Source organism: Enterobacter sp. CPE_E1241 (assembly GCF_045618265.1).
GTDB lineage: Bacteria > Pseudomonadota > Gammaproteobacteria > Enterobacterales > Enterobacteriaceae > Enterobacter > Enterobacter adelaidei.
The window spans coordinates 1,904,524-1,924,094 of sequence record NZ_JBIWYV010000001.1 but is presented as its reverse complement, the minus strand read 5'-3'; the positions used below and the strand labels follow the sequence as shown (position 1 = coordinate 1,924,094).

Below are 19,571 nucleotides of genomic sequence, written 5' to 3'. Positions count from 1 at the left end.
TATCATTTTACGTTTTGCGGAACCAATTAGAACCCATACCTGTACGTCTACGTCTGGTAGGTGTATTTTTTGGTTCTTCTGCTTTATTTATTTTGTTTTTGTTATTACTTTCAGATTGTTTATATTCGCGTAATTTTTTAAATGGTTGATTACCTAATTTAGATTGAGCGTAGGCAATAGCAATAAGACCATAACAAAGACAATCAAGACTTTCATTCCTTCTCTGGCCTTTCTTTAATCGCCATACTAATTTACCGCCAGCAGGTTTTAACTCTTCGGCTGATAGCTGTTCAAAATAATCAGTTGGTAATGAACTACTAAAGCGGAGCTTCACAGGTGCATTATCTGCTTCAGTACTAAGCATCAGATTGAGAAGTTTACGTATCGTATTCTTTTGATCATGTACGTTTAGGATCTGTAGCTTGTAACCAGCCTGTGTTGATTCCTTGAAGAGATCACCAGTAGTGGAGCTGGAACCCTTAATAGGATGGTACTTAGCCCAACGTGCTGTGAACTTCTTAACCGTATCAGTAGCGTTACCATTCGAACTGTCCACGAATACTGCGAGAGTTGGTACTAAACGACCTTCTACCGTGCGGAATTCTTGCCTACAGAACTGATCAAGGTCTTTCCAGGCTTGTGATTCGATTTTAGTTACATCGTGACCATAGAAAAATTCGTGACCAAGTACATATATGTTCTTCTCATCAAAGCCTAATATAGTGGCTTCGCATCTATCAATTTGCTGATCAACTGATATACAAATACCTAACGTACTTTCAGGGATTTTATGTAGGTTAAATTCATCTTCGCGTAGTGATTCCAATTGGAGAATATCTAATTCCTTTTGATATTCATCCTCATAAGGTAATCCAAGTTCGTTGTTATAGAATGTTTGTAGATTGAAGTTATAAAGGGCATCAGCAAACTTACTTACCATTTCAGTAATCGTATTCAATGGGGAATACATACGGCTGATTTGATAACCTACTACACCAGGTTCACCATCTGGATTAGTTGCAACCCATCGCCCGTTATCAATCATTTGATGTCGTGTATGTTCACCAATTTCCTGTTCACAGCACGGACATATTAAACGGGTAGTTGTACTATCTGGAATTGCTCTACCATTCTCTAAATATTTAAATTCGAATGCTACCTGCTCCCATTCAAAAATATACTCATGGCCGCAAGAATGTGTAACAAAGTAACGGCGTTTATCAGATAGGTTATATTCCGCATTAATTAAATCATCTTTATACAAAGGTGTTGAGGATACAACCACCAATGAATCACTACCAAAGGTACTGGTACGTGCTTCTGCTAATTTTATTGGATTCCCTTCATCAGTAATTTCGCAGTTGCTGACCTCATCTAACAGAACACACCTGGTTGTGATACCGCGAAGGTTCCCCGGCGTGTTGAGATTTAACCAATAGATAAAAGTACCGTTCACCATTTGTGTTTGTTTAGAGTTATTGGCGGCGTTCTTATCATTCTTATCGGTTACTAATGGCTTTAGTACTTCACTTGTTTCAATTGCTGGAAGAAATTTACCATCCTTGAATTTCTTCACTTCTGATTCAGAACTACTACCAAAAGCAAAGTTACAGGGATCATTTGCCATTAGACTAAAAGCTATTGATTGAAGTACTGTTGTTTTCAAAAGCTGTGAACATGATTGAAGTACAATCTTTTTAGTACTTCTCTCTTGAGCTATATCCATTGGTTCTTTTTGGAAACTAAAGGGTATCCAATCAAGGCCCATATTCGGCCCATCAACAAATTTAACTACACCATTACTAATCCACTCACTGGTTTTCTGAATCTTCGGCGGTTGTATCGTTGGTTGTACTTTCTTCAGAATCCTCGTTAATTTCTTTTTGTTTGTTTCCATCCTCTAATACTTCCATGTCATCGGGTAGCTCAAATTCCATTGAGCCTAATTGGTATAATGTTTTATCAATATGCGTTCTTAATACATCGCGTAAATCCTTTGCATCTGATTGTGCAAATAATTCAAGATAAGTTTTTGATGGTATTGCACGTACTGCTGTTTTGATCTGGAATAGATATTCTGTTAGTACTTGTTCTACATATTCAGTACTGACCACCAGCCCATTCTTTTCTGCTAATTCTAATTCTGCTAACTGCCTTTCTGCTGAAAGTTTCTTCAAACGTTCTTGTTCAATTTGTTCTTTTGTATTAGTATCACGCAACGGCTTTAGTACATTATCTACAATCCAACTTCTTGCGTTAGAATCAGTGCCTGTCGGCATTCCCTTTTCTACCCAAGTTCGAACTGTAGATTCATCGTATCCGTACTGTCTCGCTAATGATCTTAATGAGATATCCATTTTTAATCCTTTTTATTTTATTTATAGGGTTTACAATGTCAGACCGTAACAATGATTTTTCTCTATTAGTAAAATTGCTGAACGGGTTTTTGAAGAAAGATGAGATAAAAAAACGGCTATATTCTTTTGTTGAAAAAGAAACTAATGATTGGGAAAAATGGCTGCAAATAGAATTTGCTCATTATCTCACTTCAAAAAAGAAGTACGAGCTACATCGTGAAGTCACAATATACCTCGATCCAATAGATTACCCTGATAGCAGACTTGCTAAAGTAGATTTAATTCTGCGTGAAAAATCCTCACCCTCTGATGATTATATTTTTATAGAGTTTAAATGTACTAAACGTGTTGCACCATTAGTTAGGGGCTTAGCAGCCGACCAAAAGAAAATTAATGCTATTAAACATTGTAACTACAAAATGCGTAATTATCTCGGTGTCGGGTTTCATCTTTTTTGTGAACCAGATGATATCGATTTTATGGAAAAGTACGTTAGTGAAGAACTCAATGGCTCTTACGCTGTTTTTAAATTATGTGAGTGTCCAGTAAGATATAATTGCCAATGTGAATTAAATGAAATTGGCGTTGTTCTTTTTTGACTGCGGTGCGGGTATAGTTATTTCGTTCACACACAAATGTTTATATCCGGTGGCGAAACTACGCGTTCTTTAAAAAATTCAGGGAGAACCTTTTTTGTTTATTTACCATTTTTGGTGATTGAACTATTAAAGTGCTTTGTGATAATCTTTTCGATCTACACACATACGAGGTTAGTTTTATGCTGGCTGCGATCCTTAAGTTCTTTGAGTTGTTCACAAAGTTGCCAAAATCTGTTCAAGAGCAAATAATCAACGCTATTATCTCTACTTTGACTTTTGGTTTTAAACGTTTTTTTAAAAAGAAAAAAGAGGAAGATTTACGGAAAGCTACTGAGGAAGCAGTAACCCCTCAACAATGGCAGGGAACAGTGGTAGCCGTAAGTTCTTTAGTTCCATCAATTTACTCTCAAAAGAAAAAAGATGAATTTGCTAACTCTGTCATTGAATTAATAAGAAGCAATACATTCATCAAAGAACTTAGTACTCGCATCGAAAAGATTAATGCTAATGATGAAGAAGCTTATGTTGCCTTGTGTTCTATCGAAACTAAAAAGCTAATCATCGAGATGCTTGAAAAGAATACCATTTAAAATAATCACCATTAAGTTAAGAATGATAATTTCATAGTTCTTTTTATGGCAAGGAATGAATATGAATCTACAAGCAAGTCTGTTTATAGCCGCAGCAATAGCTATAGCTTCCTATCAATGGGTTAAGCATAAGGGTACAAAAAAGAATTGGGAGAAAGGTAGTATCATTTTTGTAGGCTTATTACTTGCAATACCTGTGTTCTTTGTTTCCTCAGTTGCGATTTATGGTATTTGGGGGCAGGAAGGTCAAGCAAAAGAAAATGCCGAATTTGCAGCACGTAAAGCAGAAGAAGATAAAAATCCGATTGGCTATGCAAAAAATCACCACAATCCTGTTTATGAATGTCAGCGAGCTATCGAGAAATTAGCTAAGTATGACTTTAAATGGAAGGATTCGATTACCAACCCTGCTTTTGTAACTTACGCATGGGTTAGTAAAGATTCAAAAGTGATTGAAATGTATGGTGATCAGGCTCAAGCACAGAATGGATTTGGTGCATACAAGAATGTCCAGTATTCCTGCAAATTTAATGGTGAGACTGGCGAAATATTATCTTATGACTTCAATTAATTGTTAAATGAAGCCCTGCCAAGCATAGAATTGGTAGGGCTTCATTTAATGAGGTCTATAGCAAACTATTTACTTTATGGAAAGGAACTGACCTGTAGAGATACCCTTGAATCGCTGTTACTCCAGTATCACGTAGTACTGGTAGTTCTTGCTGCTGCTCTACTCCCTCAACGATCACATACGGGCAGTACTTCATGATGTTCTTCATCAGTACGTTGAATGTAGGTTTCTGTACTTCATGATGGTAGAACGCCCTATCAAGTTTTACCGCCTCATAGCATCCAGTAGTTAGTGCTGCGACGTTGGCACGGCCTGAACCAAGATCATCAAGGAACAATCGATAGCCAACGTTTAACAGTGTTTTAAGTACTGGATGATTGATACCAAGTTCAAGCCCTTCAAAGTTCTCTGAGATCTCAAGCCTGATGAAATCCAGCTTATCCAATAGCTGAATAATATCCCTGTCAAAGACACATAGTCGTGCCTGTACAGTATCAACGTTAACGGTACAGAAAAGCCGGTGCTCTCTGAACCATGACGCATGAAAATCTACAGTCTCTAATTGTTGTTTCAGTAGTTCCTTCTTCCCTTCGACCGACATAGCCATGATGAAGTACTTACTGTTAAGCACAGGCAGATCTTCGCAATGGAAGCGGGTTAACAGTTCACATCCTACGAGCTGGCCTGATGTAGTCATGATTGGTTCTGCTATGAAGTTTGTTGTGATCATTCAATCAATCCGTTTTATCGATCATAATATTATTATTGATCGGTAGAAACTATTAATTGAAGGTTTTATTCATCTTATTTTTAGACTTAACTTATTGAAAATGATCGTTTTTATGTAATTTTTAGCGTTTCGTATTGATTAACACCAAACCACTGTATAAACATACAGCGCCATAATCTCATAGAAGGGCAGGAAAATGGGTAATAAGAATTCGTTTGATTCAAGCGTTAGAAAAGGTGTTCAGGTGTATTGGCAGTGTGGACAACGGATAGTGGTTGTTCATCCTGGAGGGTACTTAGAACGTATTGAAGACGGGCAATGTGTCTTGTTCGAGACAACACCTCATGAGGATGGTACTCGTTTGTACTGGTTCGGTGTGACTTCAAGTAACGCATACTACTTTATGCTTGAGGTAGCTCAGCCAGTTGATATCTTTGCTGTCAGTAGTTGGTTCTACGCACAACAAGCTATGTTAGAGACACATGATAAGGATGATGCATTCTGTGATATGCAGGGTGAATTACCGTTTTGATAGCACCTTAAACAAGGTTGTGGTACATACAATACATAAGATTTTATCGGGAAGTGATTCATGGATTGGGGCAATGGTTCAGATCTGATTAGTGCTGCCTGTAATGCAGTAATGGCAGGGGTAGCTGTGTATGCTGCTGTAAATGCTAAAGATTGGCTTTCACCTAAACTTAATGAGCGAAAATTTAAATTTGCAGATGAACTTATTGATCAGTTCTGTAAGTTACAACAGGAATCTTTTTACTTACACAGTGATGTAAAACAATTAATTAATACAGAACCTGATGAACAACATGATGAAACTAAATTCAGGCTGCTTTGGGAAGAGCTTTCGCAAAGAGAAACAACATATAGAAAAAACATAATAAATTTACGTACAGCGATGGAAAGGATGTATCTTTGGGGATTGCAGCCTATTAATGAACGCCATTTTATTAAAATAATAGATTCACATTTATCTTTGACATACACAATAAGAGATGCATTATCTGTAGGATCTGAAGAGATTTTTTTAAAACTACCTGTTTGTTTTGATTTCGACATGAGGATAAGTGAAAAGTATAGAACTGTTCGATCCTCACATAACAATATAATAAAGCACTATAGCAAACTATTTACTGATTGAGGTAACTTATGGCATGGTATGAAATAACTGGAACATTAGCGGATTGGGTAATGGCTGGTGCTGCTGCATATGCCGCGTTTAATGCCAAACAATGGTTCTCTCAAAGGTCTCACACTAAGGGATTTGATAAAGCAGAGGAAATTTTATCTATAACTGACAACCTCTATGACTCAACATATAAAACCATAGAAGATCTTTATCCAGTTCTTAATTATCTCAATGAATTAAATAGTGGTTTAAAAAAACCTGATATAAAAAAAGCTCAAGAATTTGAATTATCTGAAAATAAACACATCGAATTTATATCAAAAATTGACAACTTAATAAAAGAATTAGATCTTATAGAAAGATGGTCAATCAAAGTAGAAAACAAAGAAGTTATCCTCGCAGTTACTAAATCTCTCAGAGAAGTTAATGAATCTGCTTGCAATGCTTATATATCAGCCCAATCAAGTATTCTTGAGTGCGTCAACAATAACCAACGAGGATTTGAGTTAAGTAGAAAAAGTTTCAATCAACACTATAAGGAATATTTAGAAAGTTTGGCTGCTTCAGAGAGTGCCTACAATCTATTCAAAAAGCAGAAATTTATAACCTTCTTTAAGGTGAAGTAACAGTTTCGGTTATTGATAATCTACAAATCAGGAGTAGTTGGTTGATGATCCACAAATGTTATGAAGTTTCACGCCGCACCCATACCTTAAACAAACCTACCCATAGTGGGTGGGCGTGATGTTCAGAGTGTACTTGATTGTGGCTGTAATGGTAAAGTACTAACTCGAGATTCACTGTCACGTCGGAAACAAGTAAATGGAATATAAAAATCTAAACCGAACAATACTTGCAGTTGTATTGATTCTTTCATTACTTTTGATTTGTGTCATCTTGAAAGCACTTTTTTTTGGAAGTAATAACTTCGAATGGGGTAGTTTTACCGATTGGATCAGTTCTTTATCGACATTGGGTACTTTGGGTGTAGCTTATGCCGCATATAGAAAAGCCCCCGAATGGCTGTCTCAAAAACATTACGATATAGTTTCTAAAGTTATCGAAGAAGCAATATATGAAGACTTACGAAAGTTGTCATCACTGAGCATTCAATATAAAAGCTATATTGTTCATACAAGTAAAACGCTAAAAAACTGTTTAAACGATAAAGAAGAACTGCCAAAAGATATAGGCGAAATTTTTGATAAAATTGAAAATTTGCTTATCGAATTTTTCAACTTATCATATTCAATACAAAATAGATTAAAGGCAATCCAGAGGTATAACTATAAAATCACACCTTATACAGTGAATATAATGAACACTATAAAACATATTGCAGATTGTTACAATCGACTACAAACTCAATTTGAACTGGCAGCCTCTGAAGTTCCAATGCTCATGTATGCTGATGAAGAAGCTATACGTTTAACAGCAAAAGAAATTATTGATATACAACTTGAAGCTATAGAATTAAACCATAGCTTACAGGATTTTGTTAAATCGATTTATGATGATAATAAACCAATAACTGAACTCATCGAAGTTATAAAATAATTACCTCGTGCCTCTCAATGGGGTATGTTTTTAATCATCTAAAGTCAAAAGAGGAACAAGTACTTGCACGGACTTAATCACTGTATCAATATGTGAATTGATCAATGATTCGTTAAAGTACTCATCTTTTCGCTCATTGATTGTTAAGTACTGGAACGGATCACCTAAATCCCTTACCCTCGAATCGAAGGTTTCCATCTGCAAACCATCAGCACCATTAGTTTCAATACGTACTTCCTCTGTAACATACAGGAAGTAGTATGTCCCATCATCGTAGGTGTTAAATTCTATTCTTATCATTTCGTAAATCCTATAGTGCGTTAGCACTGCTAACCTTTATAGGTATTTATAGTTTCATTATATAAAGACAAAAAACAACTAACTATTTTCATTTAACTCTTCACGTCTAATTCTTATAGCGTCTGTTCTATTTAAGTAGCCATTTCCGTGACACTTTCTACAACTCTTGTTAGACCTCTTTGAACAATCGGGGCAATCAAATGAATCAAACATATCAACTTCCACTCCAAAATAAATTTCTTTTAATAGAGTTCCATCGCCAATACATACCGGACAAGATTCAGCCCCCATAATTTGAACACCTTCACAAAGCGGGCATACCATGTATTTTGAAACGGAAACCGACTTAACTTTCCCTCTTGACAGCAGTTTGGTAAATTGTTCAAAATATTTTTTTATTGACCTATATATATCTTTTTTATCTTCTTCTTTTTGAAACATTTGTGGTTGAACTCTGATCCTTGGCATTCCTGTTTTTTTTAGGACCACTAAGTCTTTTTCTTTATCCTCTAATGTTCCATAAGACGTCATATGTCTGAGGTGCCCATCATACTCAACACCAATTTTTGCAATAACTTCCTTTACATCTCGTTCGTATAGCTTAATTGTTAAATCATTTGATAAAGATTTTTTGGTTCTCGCATTATAGATTTTCTCCTGTAACTGAAAATTTACAACAAACCTCCCATGCATACCATTGATTATTACATTAGTGCCAGCGATCTTTTTAAAAAATAAAGGTTTAAAGAAGGACATAATATATGCTATGACAGTTATTTCAGGAGTTGATGACAAATTACCTTTATTACCGAAATTATTTAAATATTCTGCCAAACAGTCATTTTTAAGTACTTCCTTTAGTTCGTGAAAAGTGTAGCACTTTATATTTTCGTTATTTCTTGTCATCCCTAACCACCTAATAATATCAATGTGTTAATTTTTAAGCATTATTTCTTTTAAATTTTCGATAGTCAAAACTTTAGCACTGTGATGTACCATAGCATGACAGTTTGGACACAAAGGAACCATATCAGTAATGGGATTCACTGTGTAATTATCACCTACTGTGTACAGTGGTTTGATATGATGAACATGTATAAAGCCCCTACCGTGTTCACCGTATACTTTCTCAAAATCGAAACCGCAACACCCACAGGTCGTACCATGATGGTCAATACACGCCTGCCGTGCCTTTGGATCACGCTCGTAGGAGTTTACTGTAACTTGCTTTTTTGCACCTTCAGCGTAGTTTTCAGGTGAGGTAATTTCATCAGGAAACGGATTAGGTAAGAAGTCTGCATACCAAACTGTACCTTCTTTTCGAAGGTAACGCCTGTTTAATTTTCGCTCAAAATCCTTGATCACTGCAACTTCTGGGTTATCAGGATGTTCAGAGAATATCATGTTAAAGGTATATAGTTCGTAGCCTTCATGGACTAAACGGATATGTTCGAGTGCTTGCGTATAGCCCGGTTGCTTTTTGTTATTTGAGTTAGTTTCCCATCTCTCACGAAGAATTACTGACCGCTCCTGCTCGCTCTCGACATCCCATGCACCAAAGATAACCATCTTCTTGTCGTGATTAACAAATGACCAACTCCAAGTCCAGTTACTACAAGTAGCACCATGCGACTGGATGAATTGTTTTCTGTTCATGTTATCCCTCTCTTAAGTACCTCTTTGTACACAAAAATTGCACACTTGATCCAGTACTTTATGTAGTTATCAAATGGCATCATAGTAAGGGGAAATGACCGGAGCGAGAGGTGCGAAACTGGCGGGGCATTTCGTACTTACCAATTCACTTTAGGTACTTCACTTGCTGTACTAACACCTATCGAGCAAAGCGAGAAGAAACGCCTTCCGTCTTTTCGAGTACAGCGAGAAAAACGGAACGTTTCTAACCAATACTACGAGGAGTTCACGACGAGTAGTATTCGTGACGCCAGTCACAGTTTCATTGAATACTGATAGAGAAAGAAATACATGTAATGAAATGGAATGGATTTCGTATCTCTATACTTAGTTGCCGTATTGATGGTAAGACGCGGGTTTCAGGGGCTTTTTCTGCCGTAATGCGGCATGGATATATGCCGTATTATGCCGTAATAAGGCACAATTAACGCAAGCTCTTTAAGTACTCAATCATGTCATCAATAAAGTTACCTTGTTTTTGTAGTTCTAATAGCTTACCTACCTCTTTATAAGTTAGCGTTCTTTGTCCATATGTTGGTGCTGGTAGTGCGTCAGGGTGCTCCATCATATACTGCTCTATTCGTTTTGCTGCATCCGTTATCGCTGCCCCGTAGTACCTAATCATACGTTCTTTTACTTGTTTCTTATTCTGTTTTACTTTAATAAGATTGATCGTATTGAATAGTAAATCATTTCGTATTTCATCTTCATTACTCAATACTGTAAACACATCGTATACACTAATCTTATCCCTCACATCCAGTTTAGCCACTGAATCCTTCATAATGTTTTTGATATCTTCACATGGGATATCTTTGTATAGCTTGTACTGACTTATTAGTGCTTTTATGTTTCTATTATCAAAACTTGAATAGGTTTTTGCCATGATAAATACTCCTGTATAAATGTAATTAATAATTGGCCTGTAGTAATTCTACCCACTACAGGCCATTTGTATTTTATTGCCCTGCTTTTTTTATAATTCTGGTATACGCTTGACGTGATACTGAACGATTCCAAAGATTATTGAAATGGTTTGTTATTCCAATCAATGAGTACTTGCCAGTTTTGTAAGTACTAATAATTTCTTCTTTCTCTTCCTTTGTAAAACGAACACCAGGCTTTCTGTTTTTAATTTTTGCAATATTATTTTTCTGAGTAATCCATTGTAAATTACTAACTTCATTGTTTAACGGATTATCATCAATATGATCAACAACTAATTTCAACGATTGATTGCGTGGTATAAATGCTTCGGCTACAAGTCGATGTACCTCAATAACTTTACTACCATATCCTTTTACAGATAATGATACTTTATAATACCCATTCGATTTACTTAATGAGTTTTTAAGTTTTCTATTAGTCTTAGTATTAAAAACTTCACCGTCAGAGCTTACTATGTAGTTTTCATATTGCGTTTTTTTCCATTTTTTCATTTGAACTTCCTTTTATAATTAACGCGTCAAATCCTTTGATCGCGTTTCTCACATCTACTTGGCCTGTGAGAGTTAGCCCTTTTTTAGAATGATGTGTTGGTTTAGTAAGTACTGAAAAGCACTTGCGAGTGTTTCACGCTCGCAGACTCCACTCTTAGATAGTTCCTGCAATGCGGTTAACTGAGCGTCAGTTAATCGCACGGTCACACAATTAGTTTTTACATCCTTTTTTTTCATTTGCTTTTCCTTATTAAATGATTTCGATTTCGTAATAAATCCCATGTAAAAAGAACCCTACGGCGTAGGGTATCTTTTCAATGGAAGGATAGATGAGTCACAATCTATATATTATTTATTATTATTCTTCGAAACATGCGAGAGATGTGAAGACATTTTTAGTATAGGATTTTATTCAAAATCATTTCACAGATTTTTAAATCCTATGGTTGATTTAATCTGGAAGTACTGAAGAAGTTGAGAGAAAGCATTATGTACATAGCACCTATATTATACCATGTTTATTTTTCCCGTCTCAGGTAGTTCCTAACCCATCTATTTATCACTGGTATCTTCAAAGGTAATGTAATGATACATAACCCCATAAAGATGATTGAACAGACTATGTACATGGGGAATATAACCAAAATGTAAAGAATGGCTGCGAGTACTTCTATTAGAAAATTCATTTGAGGTTCCTCTTTAGTTATCGTATAGATATTTATTCGAAACCTTCAAAATCATGCTCAAATGATATTTTTAATTCACTATCGTACTTACTGGATTTTAAAGTTTAGTTCTTTTCATTAACTGAAATAAACCTTACAACCACAACGAGGGCATACCGGTTCTTTGTTTTTCAAACTATCTACTTTTTTAAGTGGTGCATTATTAAGATCGTAACAACTTAGGCAGCGATAGCACAAAACAATTTTTCTTTCTACATCTTGAGCTACAGTATGTGTTAGTTCTTCTTGAGCAACATCATTTTTATTTTCCATTTGTTAATTCCTTTTTTTCACCATCTTAAAAATACAGTCAAAAAGCATCCTCATTCTTGAAGTACTCAATTGAATGTAAGTTGTTATTACATGACTATTTATCATGAATGATGAAAAATAGGTACAAAATAGCCCCTTTCGAGGCTTAATTGTTTGCAAAGAGGAAATTGTGATTATGACGCATCCACGAGGTAACAGAATCTGAACATTCAACAGAGTCAGCAGAAATTAGTAATAATTCATAATCAATTTGGTTAAGTGGTACGTTTTCCATAAAATGAATACGTGGAATTTCATCATTAGATGTAGTCAATGCAAATGAGGGTGTTGTATAGATAGTGGTACTATCTTTAGTATAAATGGCAATTTGACTTACAATATCACCGCCACCACGTTTATTATCAATAATCAATACATGTGATAGCACATCAGTATAATAATGCAGTCTCACTAAAATATACTTATCAATCACTTGATATGTCACCTTGGAAATTACATGTTTTAGTTCCTTCCGTACTTTCGCTCTTAGTTCAACGTTCATTGGGTCGAGTAAACAATTAATGTCATAATCAAATTTAGGTAACTCATTAATTGTTGATGATCTACTTATTTGTTCTACCGTTTCTTCAATTCTATCTTGTACATCTGTAAGACCTTCCATAAGAGGTAATGATGTTTTCTTCCCACTTTTTTTACGTTCATCAATTTTTAGTTGATAAGTATTTTCCTCTTTTCGAAGTGCTGACAACTCAACTTTCAACGCTTGAAGTACTTTGTCTTTTTTTGTTGAGTCTTCACTCAATACCTTACCAAAATCAACATTCATCACAACACTAAGTATATTCTTCTCAATACGAGTATATTGAATAGATTTAGCATCACATCTTTTCTTCTCTTCCCTCGTTCTACAAATTACATACTTAGTTCTTACATGGTTATAATGGATTGCAATATTACCACCGCAACAACCACACTTTAAAATTTTTGGGAAGAGGTTAGTAATATAATCATCCTGTGCAATGGTTACATCTTTTCTTATGCGGTTTGCAACACCATTTGCAGTGAGTTTTGCATTTACTCGTTCAAAAGTGAGATTATCGATAATCTTCATAGTAACTACTTTCTTATCGCGTAGTACTCGCAGTACGTTTACAGTACTCCACCCTTTAGGCAAGCGTTTAACAATTGCCCCTGAGCCAAGTCCACTTTCATATAGATTGAAAATTTCACGAACTACATCAGGTTCAAGTAACAGATCCTCGGCTGGTTTTTTCTTCTCCAGCATAACGCGATCCATCATCCTGTTCGCCGTTAGGAACAAGTCTTCATCAATGATTTTTGGGTAAACATTTGGTACAACCTCACCATTGTATCGCTCATGTTCACCCAACAAGCGGCGGTCACGTATCAGCCTTGACACGGTTACCATCTGCCACTTTTTACCGATACGCTTAACAATCTCTCCAGTACTAAGACCTTCCCGATACCACTCGAAACACTTAACAATAAGTTCAGCCTGTTCTGAGATCACCTGATACTTGTTATCAACATTCCTTAACCAGTTAGGCATACGATTGGAAATCACTTCACCATTCTGTAATGCACGTAAAATTTTGTTATCCCAAGCTAACTTAGCACGTACAGACTTCATTAAAGATTCGTTGTGTGAACGGTGTTGAATCAGTTCCATGTGAATCTTCGACATGGGGTCATCTTCCCGTAACACAAGGTTTGTAGAAATGTCGTGAATCTCTATCCCACTATTCACGATGAACTGGATAGTACTTTCAGCCCAACTTGAACGACGCGATAACCTATCAAGGCTAATGACTATAAGTGCGTCACCCTTACCGTACTTGCGATCCCGCACATCCTGTAAAAATTTACCAAGATTCGACGTAGCTGAAATGTTGGCATTTTTGTATGCCGATAATCCTGCGTCCTGTATAAAAATCCTGTCATCACTGAATTTTCCAGCATTTCGGTCTAAATATGCTGTCAAAGATGACCGTTGGTCGTCCAAACCATTTGCCATCACTGCTTGATAGATTGTTGAAACTCTCTCATAACATATAGGACGGAGCATTTTTTATCCCGTTGAAGAATTAAGCTAAAAGTGCTGATTCACAAATGTTCCCAGATTATACAAAAGGACGGCATGCCATGAATATATTCGATCACTATCGCCAGCGCTATGAAGCTGCCAAGGACGAAGAGTTCACACTGCAGGAGTTTCTTACCATCTGTCGGCAAGATCGCAGTGCCTATGCCAATGCGGCAGAACGGCTATTAATGGCTATTGGTGAGCCAAACATGGTTGATACTGCCCTGGAACCCCGGCTTTCCCGTCTCTTTTCGAATCGGGTGGTCGCCCGATATCCGGCGTTTGAAGAGTTCTATGGTATGGAAGATGCCATCGAACAGATTGTCTCATATCTGAAGCATGCCGCCCAGGGTCTGGAAGAGAAGAAACAGATCCTCTATTTACTGGGTCCAGTGGGGGGTGGTAAATCATCTCTGGCTGAACGCCTGAAATCACTGATGCAGCGCGTCCCTATTTATGTGCTGAGTGCGAACGGAGAACGCAGCCCGGTAAACGACCATCCGCTGTGTCTGTTTAACCCGCAGGAAGATGCGCAAATTCTGGATAAAGAATTTGGCATCCCGCGTCGTTATCTTGGCACTATTATGTCGCCGTGGGCGGCAAAACGTCTGCATGAGTTTGGTGGCGACATTACCAAATTCCGCGTAGTGAAAGTGTGGCCATCCATTCTGGAACAGATTGCCATCGCCAAAACGGAACCCGGCGATGAGAACAACCAGGACATCTCAGCACTGGTGGGGAAAGTCGATATTCGCAAGCTGGAAAACTTTGCGCAAAACGACCCGGATGCCTATGGCTATTCTGGCGCGCTGTGCCGGTCAAACCAGGGGATCATGGAATTCGTAGAGATGTTTAAAGCACCGATTAAAGTGCTGCATCCTCTGCTGACGGCCACCCAGGAAGGGAACTACAACGGGACGGAAGGTATCTCCGCCCTGCCGTTTAACGGCATCATTCTGGCACACTCAAACGAATCAGAATGGGTGACCTTCCGTAACAACAAAAATAATGAGGCGTTCCTTGACCGTGTTTATATCGTCAAAGTGCCTTATTGCCTGCGGATCTCTGAAGAGATCAAAATTTACGAGAAACTGCTTAACCACAGTGAGCTGGTACATGCCCCTTGCGCGCCCGGTACTCTGGAGACCCTCTCACGCTTCTCCATCCTGTCGCGCCTGAAAGAGCCGGAAAACTCCAGCATCTACTCGAAAATGCGCGTTTACGATGGTGAAAGCCTGAAAGACACCGACCCGAAAGCGAAGTCGTATCAGGAATACCGTGATTACGCCGGGGTCGACGAAGGGATGAACGGTCTGTCTACGCGTTTCGCGTTTAAGATCCTCTCCCGCGTCTTTAACTTCGACCATGCGGAAGTGGCCGCTAACCCGGTTCATCTGTTCTATGTACTGGAACAGCAAATCGAACGTGAGCAGTTCCCGCAGGAACAGGCTGAACGCTACCTTGAGTTCCTGAAAGGCTACCTGATCCCGAAATACGCCGAGTTCATTGGCAAAGAGATCCAGACGGCCTACCTGGAATCCTATTCAGAATACGGGCAGAACATTTTCGACCGTTATGTCACCTATGCTGACTTCTGGATCCAGGATCAGGAGTACCGCGACCCGGATACCGGCCAGTTGTTTGACCGTGAATCCCTGAACGCAGAGCTGGAAAAAATCGAGAAACCTGCCGGGATCAGCAACCCGAAAGACTTCCGCAACGAGATTGTGAACTTCGTGCTGCGCGCCAGAGCGCATAACAGCGGACGTAACCCGAACTGGACCAGCTACGAAAAACTGCGCACGGTTATTGAGAAGAAAATGTTCTCCAATACCGAAGAGCTGTTGCCGGTTATTTCGTTTAACGCCAAAACCTCAACCGATGAGCAGAAAAAGCACGACGACTTTGTCGACCGTATGATGGAAAAAGGCTACACCCGCAAGCAGGTTCGCCTGCTCTGCGAATGGTATCTGCGTGTGCGTAAATCGTCTTAAAACAAGTGCCCGGTAGGCACTCGCGCTTACCGGGCCTACAAAATGCAAGTTGGCAAATGCAGTACGGGGGGTATATGACCTGGTTTATTGACCGGCGTCTTAACGGCAAAAACAAGAGCACGGTGAACCGCCAGCGCTTCTTGCGCCGTTATAAAGCGCAAATTAAACAGTCTATCTCCGAGGCCATCAACAAACGCTCGGTGACCGACGTCGACAGCGGCGAATCTGTCTCCATCCCTACCGATGACATCAGCGAACCGATGTTTCATCAGGGGCGTGGCGGACTGCGCCATCGCGTACACCCAGGTAATGACCACTTCGTTCAGAACGACAGAATTGAGCGTCCTCAGGGCGGCGGCGGTGGTTCAGGAAGCGGTCAGGGACAGGCCAGCCAGGATGGTGAAGGTCAGGACGAGTTTGTCTTCCAGATTTCGAAAGATGAATATCTCGACCTGCTGTTTGAGGATCTGGCGCTGCCGAATCTGAGAAAGAATCAGCATCGTCAGCTTAACGAGTACAAAACCCATCGCGCGGGCTATACCGCCAATGGCGTACCCGCCAATATCAGCGTCGTGCGTTCATTGCAGAATTCACTGGCGCGACGCACGGCCATGACGGCAGGTAAACGTCGCGAACTGCGCGAACTCGAAAGCAACCTGAAAGTCGTGGAAAACACGGAACCGGCACAACTGCTGGAAGAGGAGCGCCTGCGTAAAGAGATTGCTGAGTTGAGGGCGAAGATCGATCGGGTGCCGTTTATCGACACCTTCGACCTGCGCTACAAGAACTACGAAAAACGTCCGGAGCCGTCCAGCCAGGCCGTGATGTTCTGTCTAATGGACGTCTCCGGTTCAATGGACCAGGCCACCAAAGATATGGCGAAGCGTTTTTATATTCTGCTCTACCTGTTCCTGAGCAGAACCTATAAGAACGTGGAGGTGGTCTATATTCGCCACCACACGCAGGCCAAAGAGGTGGATGAGCATGAGTTCTTCTACTCCCAGGAGACCGGGGGAACCATTGTATCAAGCGCACTGAAGCTAATGGATGAAGTGGTAAAAGAGCGTTACGACCCGGCGCAGTGGAACATTTATGCCGCGCAGGCCTCGGATGGCGATAACTGGGCAGATGACTCGCCGCTGTGTCATGAAATTCTGGCGAAGAAAATTCTGCCCGTCGTGCGTTACTACAGCTATATCGAAATTACCCGTCGTGCGCACCAGACCCTGTGGCGGGAATATGAACATCTGCAATCTATGTTCGATAACTTTGCCATGCAGCATATCCGTGACCAGGATGACATCTATCCGGTGTTCAGGGAGCTGTTCCACAAGCAGTCTGCAACCAGCAATGCTTGACCCTACAGCCAGCGAATTCGCTGGCTGTTTTCTTTCGACCCCGTTCATCCCGTGCTAATGTAGAAAACTGCATACTGAATTATCACCGGGAAAATCGTTATGTCTGATGACGTTATTGGGACAGGGACTCACCAGCAGCTGATCGCTTTACTCACCGAACAGGGCGCGCGGTTTCGCGTCATGGAGCACGAGGCGGTCGGGAAATGTGAGGCGGTGAGTGAAATTCGCGGGACCGATCTCAGGCAAGGCGCTAAAGCTCTGGTCTGCAAAGTAAAGGGAAACGGTGTAAAAAAACACGTTCTGGCGATCCTGGCCGCCGATCTGCAGGCCGACCTGAGCCAGCTTGCCAGCCATTTTGGCGGATTAAAAGCGTCTCTCGCCAGCCCGGCCGAAGTTGATACTCTGACCGCCTGCGTTTTCGGCGCTATCCCGCCTTTCAGCTTCCATCCCGATCTGACGCTGGTTGCCGACCCGCTGCTGTTCGAGCGTTTTGACGAGATCGCGTTCAACGCCGGTCTGCTGGATAAATCTGTGATTATGGATACCCAGGATTATCTGCGTATCGCCCGTCCTGAGCTTGTGACGTTCCATAAGGCCTAATCACACAGGCTGGCATTTCTGTCAGCCTTTTCTTTCCAGAAACAGAACAGAGGCAACGAGAATAACGGCAATTGCGAAAAACGACGATGAGATAATTAGCGTCTCAACAAACATGTGATCGTTCATGATAGCGACCCCTTTTGCGATTTCTGTCTTCGTTTTAATCCGCGTAAATGACAAGGTTATGACAGTGATGAGATCTTTTAAAAACTGTCCTCCGCCGTTTTTCCGCGTAAAGTAAGCAGGATGATTTTTTTGGCAAGGATTCCCTATGTTTGACCCTACTCTGCTCATTCTTCTGGCGCTCGCCGCGCTCGGCTTTATCAGCCATAACACCACCGTCGCCATCTCGATTCTGGTGCTTATCATCGTGCGCGTGACGCCCTTAAACACCTTTTTCCCGTGGATAGAAAAACAAGGCCTCACTATCGGGATAATCATACTTACCATTGGTGTGATGGCTCCCATTGCCAGCGGTACGCTGCCTGCCTCAACGCTGCTGCACTCGTTTGTAAACTGGAAATCGCTGGTGGCGATTGCGGTCGGCGTTTTTGTCTCGTGGTTGGGTGGTCGTGGCGTCACGCTGATGAGCAGTCAGCCCTCGCTGGTGGCGGGTCTGCTGGTGGGAACTGTGCTGGGTGTAGCGCTGTTTCGCGGCGTGCCAGTGGGCCCGCTGATTGCAGCGGGGCTGGTCTCACTGTTTATTGGGAAGTCGTAGTCAGGTTAGCCATATAACGTGCCGGTGTCTGGCCAAGCCCCTTCCTGAACATGGTGATAAATGCGGTGGTAGAGTCATAGCCCAGTGTCTGTGCCACCTGCTGTACCGACTTCCCGCTAATCAAATGCTGTAGCGCCACAATTAACTGCAGCTGATGACGCCAGCGGCGAAAGCTTAAACCGGTTTCTTTCACCACCAGCCGCGCCAGATTGCGTTCGCTCATGGCAAAGTGGCTCGCCCACTGTGCCAGCGTCTGCCAGGCGGCAGGTTCTTCCGCCATCTTTTCACTCATCAGCCGAATTTTGGGGTGAGGTGAAACGGGTAACTGCAAATGCTCCTGACGCTGCAGCGGCAGTTCATCAAATAAGACATCCACCAGGCGTGACGTAGCCGCAAGATGAAGCTGTTCACGCGACTTTTCTGCCAGAGATAAAATCAGTTCCCGTACCAGGGGAGAGATTTTCAGGGTGCAGCAGCGATCGGGCAAACTGGCAGCACCGGGTTCAATGAATAAAAAACAGAGCTGTGCTCCCGGCGTAGCCCTGTTACTGTGCGGCATCTGGCCGGGGATCCAGACAGCATACTGAGGCGGTACCATCAGCATGGCATTTTCTACTTCGCAGGTGATAGCACCACCAAGGGCCAGAATCAGCTGCCCCTTACGGTGATGATGCAATGGAATATATTGTTCCTCCGCCACCACGCGGATGCGGAACGCGATGGCCGCATCGTGCTGGCTATCAGGATCGTAGCCATCCAGTCCCAGACCGATCATCATGTTGTCCGATATTAGCGATAAACTGTCATTTTAGCCTGA

General features: G+C 40.6%; 24 protein-coding genes. 11 read left to right on the top strand and 13 right to left on the bottom strand.

All coding sequences use genetic code 11. The features are described 5' to 3' along the window. Nucleotides 1-7: 7 nt before the first annotated feature. Nucleotides 8-1,897: a terminase gpA endonuclease subunit gene (locus ACJ9Y9_RS09340; RefSeq protein ID WP_231079300.1), complete on the bottom strand. Its 1,890-nt coding sequence runs from the start codon at nucleotides 1,895-1,897 to the stop codon at nucleotides 8-10. Beyond that, nucleotides 1,812-2,357, bottom strand: a complete 546-nt coding sequence (locus ACJ9Y9_RS09335; protein WP_229255560.1) for a terminase small subunit — start codon at nucleotides 2,355-2,357, stop codon at nucleotides 1,812-1,814. The genes ACJ9Y9_RS09340 and ACJ9Y9_RS09335 overlap by 86 nt, the downstream gene beginning before the upstream one ends. A gap of 35 nt (nucleotides 2,358-2,392) precedes the next feature. On the opposite strand from ACJ9Y9_RS09335, the gene ACJ9Y9_RS09330 reads away from it, so the two are divergent. The 3 genes from ACJ9Y9_RS09330 (at nucleotide 2,393) to ACJ9Y9_RS09320 (ending at nucleotide 4,117) form a co-directional block, all read left to right on the top strand. Beyond that, nucleotides 2,393-2,956, top strand: a complete 564-nt coding sequence (locus tag ACJ9Y9_RS09330) for a hypothetical protein (protein ID WP_028018982.1) — start codon at nucleotides 2,393-2,395, stop codon at nucleotides 2,954-2,956. Nucleotides 2,957-3,135: 179 nt separating this feature from the next. After that, on the top strand, nucleotides 3,136-3,546 hold the full coding sequence (locus ACJ9Y9_RS09325; RefSeq protein WP_028018983.1) for a hypothetical protein: 411 nt from the start codon (nucleotides 3,136-3,138) through the stop codon (nucleotides 3,544-3,546). A gap of 61 nt (nucleotides 3,547-3,607) precedes the next feature. Beyond that, the gene (locus tag ACJ9Y9_RS09320) at nucleotides 3,608-4,117 is read left to right on the top strand and encodes a hypothetical protein (RefSeq protein WP_050482946.1); all 510 of its coding nucleotides are present in this window, start codon (nucleotides 3,608-3,610) and stop codon (nucleotides 4,115-4,117) included. Between the two features lie 55 nt (nucleotides 4,118-4,172). Here ACJ9Y9_RS09320 and ACJ9Y9_RS09315 read toward each other — a convergent pair whose 3' ends face one another. After that, nucleotides 4,173-4,847 (bottom strand): EAL domain-containing protein, encoded by a 675-nt coding sequence (locus tag ACJ9Y9_RS09315; RefSeq protein ID WP_050482947.1) that lies wholly within the window; start codon nucleotides 4,845-4,847, stop codon nucleotides 4,173-4,175. Nucleotides 4,848-5,043: 196 nt separating this feature from the next. Here ACJ9Y9_RS09315 and ACJ9Y9_RS09310 point away from each other — a divergent pair, with 196 nt between their 5' ends. From ACJ9Y9_RS09310 to ACJ9Y9_RS09295, 4 genes are all read left to right on the top strand, one after another. Further along, the gene (locus ACJ9Y9_RS09310) at nucleotides 5,044-5,379 is read left to right on the top strand and encodes a hypothetical protein (protein ID WP_028018985.1); all 336 of its coding nucleotides are present in this window, start codon (nucleotides 5,044-5,046) and stop codon (nucleotides 5,377-5,379) included. Between the two features lie 60 nt (nucleotides 5,380-5,439). Then, complete coding sequence (locus tag ACJ9Y9_RS09305; RefSeq protein WP_028018986.1) at nucleotides 5,440-6,003, top strand: hypothetical protein; 564 nt, start codon at nucleotides 5,440-5,442, stop codon at nucleotides 6,001-6,003. 8 nt (nucleotides 6,004-6,011) lie between these two features. Then, entirely contained in the window at nucleotides 6,012-6,617 is a 606-nt protein-coding gene (locus ACJ9Y9_RS09300; RefSeq protein WP_028018987.1) for a hypothetical protein, read from the top strand. Nucleotides 6,618-6,813: 196 nt separating this feature from the next. Beyond that, nucleotides 6,814-7,548: a hypothetical protein gene (locus ACJ9Y9_RS09295; RefSeq protein ID WP_028018988.1), complete on the top strand. Its 735-nt coding sequence runs from the start codon at nucleotides 6,814-6,816 to the stop codon at nucleotides 7,546-7,548. Nucleotides 7,549-7,578: 30 nt separating this feature from the next. On the opposite strand, the gene ACJ9Y9_RS09290 is transcribed toward ACJ9Y9_RS09295, so the two are convergent. The 8 genes from ACJ9Y9_RS09290 to ACJ9Y9_RS09255 all read right to left on the bottom strand — a co-directional run bounded on the left by ACJ9Y9_RS09290 (nucleotide 7,579) and on the right by ACJ9Y9_RS09255 (nucleotide 14,066). Then, entirely contained in the window at nucleotides 7,579-7,848 is a 270-nt protein-coding gene (locus ACJ9Y9_RS09290; RefSeq protein WP_028018989.1) for a hypothetical protein, read from the bottom strand. 78 nt (nucleotides 7,849-7,926) lie between these two features. Continuing rightward, nucleotides 7,927-8,754 carry a hypothetical protein gene (locus tag ACJ9Y9_RS09285; protein ID WP_028018990.1) on the bottom strand — a complete coding sequence of 276 codons (828 nt, stop codon included), beginning with the start codon at nucleotides 8,752-8,754 and terminating at the stop codon, nucleotides 7,927-7,929. A 27-nt stretch (nucleotides 8,755-8,781) separates the two neighbouring features. Next, entirely contained in the window at nucleotides 8,782-9,504 is a 723-nt protein-coding gene (locus ACJ9Y9_RS09280) for an HNH endonuclease (protein ID WP_028018991.1), read from the bottom strand. 463 nt (nucleotides 9,505-9,967) lie between these two features. Next, nucleotides 9,968-10,429 carry a hypothetical protein gene (locus ACJ9Y9_RS09275; RefSeq protein ID WP_028018992.1) on the bottom strand — a complete coding sequence of 154 codons (462 nt, stop codon included), beginning with the start codon at nucleotides 10,427-10,429 and terminating at the stop codon, nucleotides 9,968-9,970. A 73-nt stretch (nucleotides 10,430-10,502) separates the two neighbouring features. Continuing rightward, nucleotides 10,503-10,982 (bottom strand): HNH endonuclease signature motif containing protein, encoded by a 480-nt coding sequence (locus ACJ9Y9_RS09270; protein WP_252070400.1) that lies wholly within the window; start codon nucleotides 10,980-10,982, stop codon nucleotides 10,503-10,505. 72 nt (nucleotides 10,983-11,054) lie between these two features. Further along, nucleotides 11,055-11,219 (bottom strand): hypothetical protein, encoded by a 165-nt coding sequence (locus ACJ9Y9_RS09265; RefSeq protein ID WP_231079271.1) that lies wholly within the window; start codon nucleotides 11,217-11,219, stop codon nucleotides 11,055-11,057. A gap of 566 nt (nucleotides 11,220-11,785) precedes the next feature. Beyond that, nucleotides 11,786-11,980, bottom strand: a complete 195-nt coding sequence (locus tag ACJ9Y9_RS09260; protein ID WP_032666981.1) for a hypothetical protein — start codon at nucleotides 11,978-11,980, stop codon at nucleotides 11,786-11,788. 145 nt (nucleotides 11,981-12,125) lie between these two features. Then, nucleotides 12,126-14,066 (bottom strand): recombinase family protein, encoded by a 1,941-nt coding sequence (locus ACJ9Y9_RS09255; protein ID WP_229255561.1) that lies wholly within the window; start codon nucleotides 14,064-14,066, stop codon nucleotides 12,126-12,128. 77 nt (nucleotides 14,067-14,143) lie between these two features. On the opposite strand from ACJ9Y9_RS09255, the gene yeaG reads away from it, so the two are divergent. The 3 genes from yeaG to ACJ9Y9_RS09240 all read left to right on the top strand — a co-directional run bounded on the left by yeaG (nucleotide 14,144) and on the right by ACJ9Y9_RS09240 (nucleotide 18,036). Then, nucleotides 14,144-16,078: a protein kinase YeaG gene (yeaG, locus tag ACJ9Y9_RS09250; protein ID WP_028018993.1), complete on the top strand. Its 1,935-nt coding sequence runs from the start codon at nucleotides 14,144-14,146 to the stop codon at nucleotides 16,076-16,078. Nucleotides 16,079-16,152: 74 nt separating this feature from the next. Then, nucleotides 16,153-17,436 (top strand): YeaH/YhbH family protein, encoded by a 1,284-nt coding sequence (locus tag ACJ9Y9_RS09245; protein WP_028018994.1) that lies wholly within the window; start codon nucleotides 16,153-16,155, stop codon nucleotides 17,434-17,436. A gap of 99 nt (nucleotides 17,437-17,535) precedes the next feature. Continuing rightward, a complete protein-coding gene (locus tag ACJ9Y9_RS09240; protein ID WP_028018995.1) occupies nucleotides 17,536-18,036 on the top strand; it encodes a YbaK/prolyl-tRNA synthetase associated domain-containing protein in 501 nt (166 codons plus the stop codon). 21 nt (nucleotides 18,037-18,057) lie between these two features. Here the strand turns inward: ACJ9Y9_RS09240 and yoaI are convergent, their stop codons facing one another. Continuing rightward, nucleotides 18,058-18,162, bottom strand: coding sequence for a small membrane protein YoaI (yoaI, locus tag ACJ9Y9_RS09235; RefSeq protein ID WP_010430055.1), 105 nt, complete (start codon nucleotides 18,160-18,162; stop codon nucleotides 18,058-18,060). A gap of 145 nt (nucleotides 18,163-18,307) precedes the next feature. Between yoaI and ACJ9Y9_RS09230 the strand changes: the two genes are divergently transcribed. After that, on the top strand, nucleotides 18,308-18,754 hold the full coding sequence (locus ACJ9Y9_RS09230) for a DUF441 domain-containing protein (protein ID WP_023332736.1): 447 nt from the start codon (nucleotides 18,308-18,310) through the stop codon (nucleotides 18,752-18,754). Here ACJ9Y9_RS09230 and ACJ9Y9_RS09225 read toward each other — a convergent pair. After that, nucleotides 18,738-19,529, bottom strand: a complete 792-nt coding sequence (locus ACJ9Y9_RS09225) for a helix-turn-helix transcriptional regulator (protein ID WP_028018996.1) — start codon at nucleotides 19,527-19,529, stop codon at nucleotides 18,738-18,740. The two genes, ACJ9Y9_RS09230 and ACJ9Y9_RS09225, sit on opposite strands and share 17 nt — an antisense overlap. Nucleotides 19,530-19,571 lie beyond the last annotated feature (42 nt).

What these genes read in the sequence shown, in the direction of transcription:
- ACJ9Y9_RS09340 (WP_231079300.1), bottom strand. Translation starts at nt 1,897, where the DNA reads ATGGAAACAAACAAAAAGAAATTAACGAGGATTCTGAAGAAAGTACAA.
- ACJ9Y9_RS09335 (WP_229255560.1), bottom strand. Translation starts at nt 2,357, where the DNA reads ATGGATATCTCATTAAGATCATTAGCGAGACAGTACGGATACGATGAA.
- ACJ9Y9_RS09330 (WP_028018982.1), top strand. Translation starts at nt 2,393, where the DNA reads ATGTCAGACCGTAACAATGATTTTTCTCTATTAGTAAAATTGCTGAAC.
- ACJ9Y9_RS09325 (WP_028018983.1), top strand. Translation starts at nt 3,136, where the DNA reads ATGCTGGCTGCGATCCTTAAGTTCTTTGAGTTGTTCACAAAGTTGCCA.
- ACJ9Y9_RS09320 (WP_050482946.1), top strand. Translation starts at nt 3,608, where the DNA reads ATGAATCTACAAGCAAGTCTGTTTATAGCCGCAGCAATAGCTATAGCT.
- ACJ9Y9_RS09315 (WP_050482947.1), bottom strand. Translation starts at nt 4,847, where the DNA reads ATGATCACAACAAACTTCATAGCAGAACCAATCATGACTACATCAGGC.
- ACJ9Y9_RS09310 (WP_028018985.1), top strand. Translation starts at nt 5,044, where the DNA reads ATGGGTAATAAGAATTCGTTTGATTCAAGCGTTAGAAAAGGTGTTCAG.
- ACJ9Y9_RS09305 (WP_028018986.1), top strand. Translation starts at nt 5,440, where the DNA reads ATGGATTGGGGCAATGGTTCAGATCTGATTAGTGCTGCCTGTAATGCA.
- ACJ9Y9_RS09300 (WP_028018987.1), top strand. Translation starts at nt 6,012, where the DNA reads ATGGCATGGTATGAAATAACTGGAACATTAGCGGATTGGGTAATGGCT.
- ACJ9Y9_RS09295 (WP_028018988.1), top strand. Translation starts at nt 6,814, where the DNA reads ATGGAATATAAAAATCTAAACCGAACAATACTTGCAGTTGTATTGATT.
- ACJ9Y9_RS09290 (WP_028018989.1), bottom strand. Translation starts at nt 7,848, where the DNA reads ATGATAAGAATAGAATTTAACACCTACGATGATGGGACATACTACTTC.
- ACJ9Y9_RS09285 (WP_028018990.1), bottom strand. Translation starts at nt 8,754, where the DNA reads ATGACAAGAAATAACGAAAATATAAAGTGCTACACTTTTCACGAACTA.
- ACJ9Y9_RS09280 (WP_028018991.1), bottom strand. Translation starts at nt 9,504, where the DNA reads ATGAACAGAAAACAATTCATCCAGTCGCATGGTGCTACTTGTAGTAAC.
- ACJ9Y9_RS09275 (WP_028018992.1), bottom strand. Translation starts at nt 10,429, where the DNA reads ATGGCAAAAACCTATTCAAGTTTTGATAATAGAAACATAAAAGCACTA.
- ACJ9Y9_RS09270 (WP_252070400.1), bottom strand. Translation starts at nt 10,982, where the DNA reads ATGAAAAAATGGAAAAAAACGCAATATGAAAACTACATAGTAAGCTCT.
- ACJ9Y9_RS09265 (WP_231079271.1), bottom strand. Translation starts at nt 11,219, where the DNA reads ATGAAAAAAAAGGATGTAAAAACTAATTGTGTGACCGTGCGATTAACT.
- ACJ9Y9_RS09260 (WP_032666981.1), bottom strand. Translation starts at nt 11,980, where the DNA reads ATGGAAAATAAAAATGATGTTGCTCAAGAAGAACTAACACATACTGTA.
- ACJ9Y9_RS09255 (WP_229255561.1), bottom strand. Translation starts at nt 14,066, where the DNA reads ATGCTCCGTCCTATATGTTATGAGAGAGTTTCAACAATCTATCAAGCA.
- yeaG (WP_028018993.1), top strand. Translation starts at nt 14,144, where the DNA reads ATGAATATATTCGATCACTATCGCCAGCGCTATGAAGCTGCCAAGGAC.
- ACJ9Y9_RS09245 (WP_028018994.1), top strand. Translation starts at nt 16,153, where the DNA reads ATGACCTGGTTTATTGACCGGCGTCTTAACGGCAAAAACAAGAGCACG.
- ACJ9Y9_RS09240 (WP_028018995.1), top strand. Translation starts at nt 17,536, where the DNA reads ATGTCTGATGACGTTATTGGGACAGGGACTCACCAGCAGCTGATCGCT.
- yoaI (WP_010430055.1), bottom strand. Translation starts at nt 18,162, where the DNA reads ATGAACGATCACATGTTTGTTGAGACGCTAATTATCTCATCGTCGTTT.
- ACJ9Y9_RS09230 (WP_023332736.1), top strand. Translation starts at nt 18,308, where the DNA reads ATGTTTGACCCTACTCTGCTCATTCTTCTGGCGCTCGCCGCGCTCGGC.
- ACJ9Y9_RS09225 (WP_028018996.1), bottom strand. Translation starts at nt 19,529, where the DNA reads ATGATCGGTCTGGGACTGGATGGCTACGATCCTGATAGCCAGCACGAT.